The 6069-nt window shown below is 65.0% G+C and carries 6 protein-coding genes; 5 read left to right on the top strand and 1 reads right to left on the bottom strand.

Annotation, left to right across the window (positions count from 1 at the left end; translation table 11 throughout):
- Positions 1-506, top strand: a 506-nt coding sequence (locus tag VFA16_RS12235; RefSeq protein ID WP_324968069.1) for an acyl-CoA dehydrogenase family protein, incomplete at its 5' end; no start/stop codon positions are given.
- A gap of 88 nt (positions 507-594) precedes the next feature.
- On the opposite strand, the gene fadD2 is transcribed toward VFA16_RS12235, so the two are convergent.
- A complete protein-coding gene (gene fadD2 / locus VFA16_RS12230) occupies positions 595-2358 on the bottom strand; it encodes a long-chain-fatty-acid--CoA ligase FadD2 (protein ID WP_324968068.1) in 1764 nt (587 codons plus the stop codon).
- Between the two features lie 47 nt (positions 2359-2405).
- Here fadD2 and VFA16_RS12225 point away from each other — a divergent pair, with 47 nt between their 5' ends.
- From VFA16_RS12225 to VFA16_RS12210, 4 genes are all read left to right on the top strand, one after another.
- Positions 2406-3638 (top strand): DNA polymerase domain-containing protein, encoded by a 1233-nt coding sequence (locus tag VFA16_RS12225; RefSeq protein WP_324968067.1) that lies wholly within the window; start codon positions 2406-2408, stop codon positions 3636-3638.
- A gap of 35 nt (positions 3639-3673) precedes the next feature.
- Entirely contained in the window at positions 3674-4261 is a 588-nt protein-coding gene (locus VFA16_RS12220) for a TetR family transcriptional regulator (protein ID WP_324968066.1), read from the top strand.
- Between the two features lie 7 nt (positions 4262-4268).
- Positions 4269-5249: an ABC transporter substrate-binding protein gene (locus VFA16_RS12215; protein ID WP_324968065.1), complete on the top strand. Its 981-nt coding sequence runs from the start codon at positions 4269-4271 to the stop codon at positions 5247-5249.
- 107 nt (positions 5250-5356) lie between these two features.
- Positions 5357-6007: a 5-oxoprolinase subunit B family protein gene (locus VFA16_RS12210; protein ID WP_324968064.1), complete on the top strand. Its 651-nt coding sequence runs from the start codon at positions 5357-5359 to the stop codon at positions 6005-6007.
- The last annotated feature ends 62 nt before the right edge of the window (positions 6008-6069 follow it).

Raw genomic sequence — 6069 nt, 5'->3', positions numbered from 1 at the left:
TCGACGACGTGTTCGTGCCGGACGACCTGGTGCTCGGTGAGGTGAACCGGGGCTGGGAGGTCAGCCGCAACACGTTGACCGCCGAACGGGTCTCCATCGGCAGTAGCGAGGCGCCGTTTCTGGCCAACCTGGAGGGGTTCGTTCAGTTCATGCGCGACGGCCAGTTCGACCAGGTGGCCCAGAACCGCGCCGGGCAGCTGATCGCGGAGGGGCACGCCGCCAAGGTGCTCAACATGCGCTCGACGCTGCTGACACTGGCCGGTGGAGACCCCATGCCCTCAGCTGCGATCTCGAAGCTGCTGTCGATGCGGACGGCGCAGGGCTACGCCGAGTTCGCGGTGTCGACGTTCGGCACCGACGCCGCGATCGGTGACCCTGAGGAACTATCCGGCAAGTGGGGCCAGTACCTGCTGGCCAGCAGGGCCACCACGATTTACGGCGGCACCTCGGAGGTGCAGCTCAACATCATCGCCGAGCGGCTGCTCGGCCTACCCCGCGACCCGTAGCCGCCCGAAGCGCCGCGAGACAGAAGACAGGGCTGTAAATCCGCGAAAAGCACGACCATAGCTGCTAATTCGTGCAATTCCAGCGGCCCTACTCTTCTTTCTTGTCCTTTTGGTCCTTCTTCTCTTTTTGGTCCTTTTGGTCTTTGCCGTCTTTGCCCTCTTTGCCCTCTTCGTCGCCGTCCATCTCGCGCAGCTCGCGCTTGAGGACCTTGCCGGTCGGGTTACGCGGCAACTCGTCGAGGAAGACCACTTCTCGCGGCACCTTGTACTTGGCCAGCTGGTCACGCACGTGCTTCTTGATGGTGTCCTCGTCGAGGTCGGAGCCTTCCTTCTTGACCACGAAGGCCTTCAGCCGGTGGCCCCACTCCTTGTCCTCGACGCCGATCGCGGTGGCCTCCACCACGTCGGGAAGCCCGCTGATGCAATCCTCGACTTCGGCGGGGAACACGTTCTCGCCACCGGAGACGATCATCTCGTCGTCGCGACCGCTGATGAACAGCAGATTGTTCTCGTCGAAGTAGCCGACGTCGCCGGAGGACAACATGCCGTTGATGATCTGCTTGTTGCCGCCGCCGGTATAGCCCTCGAACGGGAAGCTGCTGCCGACGAAGATCCGCCCGACCTCCCCCTGTGGCAGTTCCTTCCCGTTGTCGTCGAAGATCTTGACCTTGACACCCTTGACAACCGGTCCTGCCGTCGACGGATTCATCTGCAGATGCTTGGGCTCCGCGATGGTGGCGAACGCGATCTCAGTCGAGCCGTACATGTTGTAGAGGACGGGCCCGATTTCTTTGAGCGTCCGTTCGGCGAGGTCGGGTGGCAGCGCCGAGCCAGAGACGAAAATGATCCGCAGGCTCGACAGATCGGGCCGCTTGTCCATCTTTTCCAGCGCGTCGAGCATCCGAGACAGCATCACCGGAACGACGACGACCGCCGTCACCTTGTGCTTCTCGATGTCCTTTAAGACCACGTCAGGCTTGAACTTGCGGTGCAGCACCAACGTCGAGCCCAGGAACATTCCGATGGTGAAGTGCAGGAATCCGAGGGCGTGGAAGATCGGCGCCGGCAGCGACGTCACCTCGCCAGCCTTGAACGGCACATGGGACAAGATGCCGCCGATCGGCCCCAGGCTTGGCGGGGTGCTCCGGTTGGCGCCCTTCGGCGTCCCGGTAGTTCCGCTGGTCAGGATGATAACCGACGAGTGCTTGGTGGCCTTGGGCGCGGGCTCCTTGCTGCTGTGGCCGATCAGGTCGGCCAGTGTCTCGTCGGTGCTGCCCGACTCCTTGTCGGAGTCCGGATTGGTGCCGAGTGCCCGCAGTTTGCCCAACTCGGGCTTCGCCTCCTGGACGTCCTTGGCGTATTCGTCGTCGTAGATGATCAGTTTTGCGTCTTCGCGCTCGGACACTTCCTTGATCTGCGGGCCCGAGAACGAGCTGTTGAGCAAGATGATGCGTGCCCCGACCCGCGCGCACCCGAATCCCGCGATCGCAAACCAGCGGCTGTTGCGCGCCAGAATGGCGACGCCGTCGCCGCCGCGGACACCCTTGGCGAGCAGACCGTGGGCGACCGCGTTGGCGGCTTCCTCGAGCTCTTTGTAGGTGACCTCGCCCTCGTCGTCGATGATCGCCGTCTTGTTGGGCGTGCGTCTGGCGTTGAAGGACGGCAACATGCCGATCTCGCCCCAGCGGCGGATGTCGGCGGCCATCGCCGCGTAGTTCAGCGGCGGCTCCAGCCGGAACGCGCCCGATTCGATGATTTTGCGGAGGTAATGCAGTTCGGCCAGGCCTCGGTCGGCGTACTGCAGGGCTTTTGGCGCGGCATTCCAGGGGAGCAGGTCAGTGAGCTTAGGCATAACCCCACAATATGTGACCCGCGTCTCAGCGCGGCTGGGAAATTAACATGATCGGCATGGCCGGTGCGCTGTCCCTGGAGGTCGACGGACACCGGGTCGCCGTCACGCACCCCGACAAGGTGGTGTTTCCCGGCCACGACGGTCGAGCCGGCCACACCAAGCTCGACCTGATCAGCTATTACCTGAACGTGGCCGAAGGCGCGCTGCGCGGGGTAGTCGGGCGGCCGATGATCTTGAAACGGTTCGTCAAGGGCATCGACCAAGAGGCGATCTTCCAAAAGCGCGCACCCGCCAACCGGCCGGACTGGGTGGACGTCGCTGAACTGCGCTACGCGTCGGGCACCTCGGCTCAGGAGGCGGTCATCCGCGACGCTGCCGGGCTGGCGTGGGTGATCAACTTGGGCTGCATCGACCTCAACCCGCATCCGGTGCTCGCTGAGGACCTCGACCACCCCGACGAACTGCGCGTCGACCTCGACCCGATGCCCGGTGTGGAGTGGCCGCAGATCCTCGACGTGGCCGCGGTCGCCCACGATGTGCTGCAGGACTACGGGCTGACGGCGTGGCCCAAGACGTCCGGATCGCGGGGCTTCCACATCTATGCGCGCATCGCGCCGCGCTGGCCGTTTCGCCAGGTACGGCTGGCCGCCCAGGCGGTGGCCCGCGAAGTCGAGCGACGCGCACCCGATCTGGCGACCAGCCGCTGGTGGAAGGAAGAACGCCAGGGAGTCTTCGTCGACTTCAACCAAAACGCCAAAGACCGCACAGTGGCTTCGGCGTACTCGGTGCGGGCCACGCCTGACGCCCGGGTATCCACACCGCTGAGCTGGAAGGAGGTGCCCGGCTGCCGCCCCGAAGCGTTCACGATTGCGACGGTGCCCGAGAGGTTCGCCGACGTCGGGGATCCGTGGGAAGGTATGGAAGACACCGCCGGCGGGCTCGACCCGCTGCTCGCCTTGGCCGACGAGCAGGGCCCGGCCGAGAAGCCGCCGAAGGGAGCGGGACGGAGCCGCGTCGGCAGGCGAGTTTCATCGATGCCGCTCATCGAGATCGCACGCACGAAAACCAAAGACGAGGCGATGGCTGCGCTGGACACCTGGCGCGGCCGCCACCCCGCGGCCGCCGAACGGCTGCAGCCGGCGGACGTGCTGGTCGACGGGATGCGCGGACCCAGTTCGATCTGGTATCGGATTCGGATCAACCTGCAGCACGTGCCGCCCGATCAGCGCCCTCCGCAGGAGGAGTTGATCGCCGACTACAGCCCGTGGCCGAGCCGTTAGCCCTGTCACCGCCGGGTTTGCGGAAGAATTGCGGCATGCAGGCGACTGGGCAAGCGCTGGGTCTGCGGGAACGCAAGAAAATCAAGACCCGCCAGGCGATCAGGCGCGCGGCGCTTCGGCTGATCGAGGAGAACGGGTACGCCGCCACCACTGTCGAGCAGATCGCCGAGGCCGCGGAGGTATCTCCGAGCACGTTTTTCCGCTACTTCCCCTCGAAGGAATCCGTGCTGCTCGCCGACGACCTGGACACGCTGATTTTGGAAGCCTTCGAACAGCAGCCGCCAGAGCTGACGCCCATCCAAGCTTTCCGCGGTGCCTACGAAAGCGTGATGGCCAACATGCCAGAGGAGCAACGCGAGTTCGAGAACACCCGGCAACGGCTGATGTTCTCAATACCTGAACTCAAGGCAGCCCTCTACGACGAGTACATCCGCACCGTCACCGTGATCGCCGCAGCACTGAGCCGCCGAACTGGGCGTAGCCCAAGCGATTTCGAAATCCGTGTGTTGGCCGGTGCGGCCACCGGCGCGATGATGGCCGCTTCCGACGGCGGGGCCCCGATCACCGCCGACTTGGTTTACCGCACTTTGGATTTCATTGACGCCGGCATGCCGCTGACATGAGGTAGAGATGACAACACGACGGAGTCGGCGAGAATTCCTCGGCGCCGCAGCGCTGTTGGTGGCCGGCAGCGCTGCGGCCTGCTCGTCGCACAAACCCGCTCCCGGCCCAAGCGGCGCGCCGCAGGTCACGATCAGCCATATGTTTGGCAAAACCACTATTCCCGCGCCGCCTAAACGCGTCGTCAGCGCCGGCTACACGGAGCAAGATGACCTGCTGGCTTTGGGCGTGGTGCCGATCGCGGTGACCAACTGGTTCGGCGACCAACCGTTTGCGGTGTGGCCGTGGGCCCAACCCAAGCTCGGCGGCGCCCAGCCGGTGGTGTTGAACCTGGACAACGGAATACAGGTCGACCAGATTGCCGGCCTGAAACCGGATCTGATCGTCGCGACCAACGCGGGCGTGGACGCCGGCACCTACCAGAAACTTTCGGCGATCGCGCCCACCATCCCGCAATCCGACGGCGACGCGTTCTTCGAACCGTGGAAGGACCAGGCCACCGCGATCGGCCAAGCCGTTTTCCAAGCCGACCAGATAAAGGCGTTGATCGACGGCGTCGACACCAAGTTCCGCACCGTGGCCGACCAGAACCCGCAATTCAAGAACAAGAAGGTGTTATTACTTCAGGGCAGCCTGTACCAGGACAACGTGGTGGCGACCCTGCCGGGCTGGCGAACCGACTTTTTGACCCTGATGGGCTTGGTCGTCGCCGACAGCACTAAACCGTTCGCGGTCGATGGTCAGCGTGCGTTCATTCCACGAAACCAGATCAGGACCACGCTGGAGGGCGCCGACGTGCTGATCTGGACGACCGACAGCGCCGACGACCAACAGGCGCTGCTCGCCAACGCCGACGTGGCGGCGTTGCGGTCGCACAGCATCTTCACCACCAAAGAGCAGGCCGGCGCGATCGCCTTCGCCTCGCCGCTGAGCTACCCCTTGGTGGCCGACCAACTACCGCCCCTGATCGCCAAAATCGTCGCGGCCTAGGGCTTTCGGGGGTCGCCCGGGGCGGCGTCTGAGTGTTCACTAAGGCACCTCTGGCAGTGCTCGAAAATTTCTCGTCGCCGCACCCAAACCGGGGTTACCGTCGAGTAATGAGCGTGGCAACAGACCCGATCGTCGCCCAGAGCGTGATCGACTACGGCGACCAAGCGCTGCTATTGCAGTTCGACAGCAGCGCCGACGTCCTGGCGGCCACCGCTGCGCTGCGCGAAGCAGCGCTGCCCGGGGTGCTCGACATCGTGCCGGCGGCCCGCACGGTGCTGGTCAAGCTCGACGGCAACCGCTATCAGGGAGTCACCCGTCACCGCCTGCGCAAGCTGCAGATCAGCCCGGATGCGGTTGAGACCGCTCCGCCGGACGGCCGGGTCGACGTGGTGATCGACGTCGTCTACGACGGCGCGGATCTCACCGAGGTTGCCGACCTCACCGGCCTGACCACCGCGCAGGTCATCAACGCGCACACCACAACACCGTGGCGAGTCGGTTTCGCCGGCTTTACTCCGGGCTTCGCCTACCTGGTCGGCGGCGATCCGCGGCTAGCGGTACCGCGGCGCTTCGAACCGCGGACATCGGTGCCCGCCGGGTCGGTAGGGTTGGCCGGCGAATTCAGCGGGATCTACCCACGCCGATCGCCGGGCGGATGGCAGCTGATCGGCCACACCGACGCGGTGCTGTGGGATATCGACCGCCCCAACCCGGCGCTATTGACACCGGGCATGTGGGTCCAGTTCCGAGCCGCATAGGAGAGCAGCCGTGACCACCCTGGAAATTTTGCGCACCGGACCGCTGGCCCTCGTCCAAGATC

This window comes from Mycobacterium sp. (assembly GCF_035653355.1).
In the GTDB taxonomy this organism is placed as follows: Bacteria; Actinomycetota; Actinomycetes; order Mycobacteriales; family Mycobacteriaceae; genus Mycobacterium.
The sequence above is the reverse complement of the archived record's forward strand: the minus strand, read 5'-3'. Positions and strand labels throughout refer to the sequence as shown.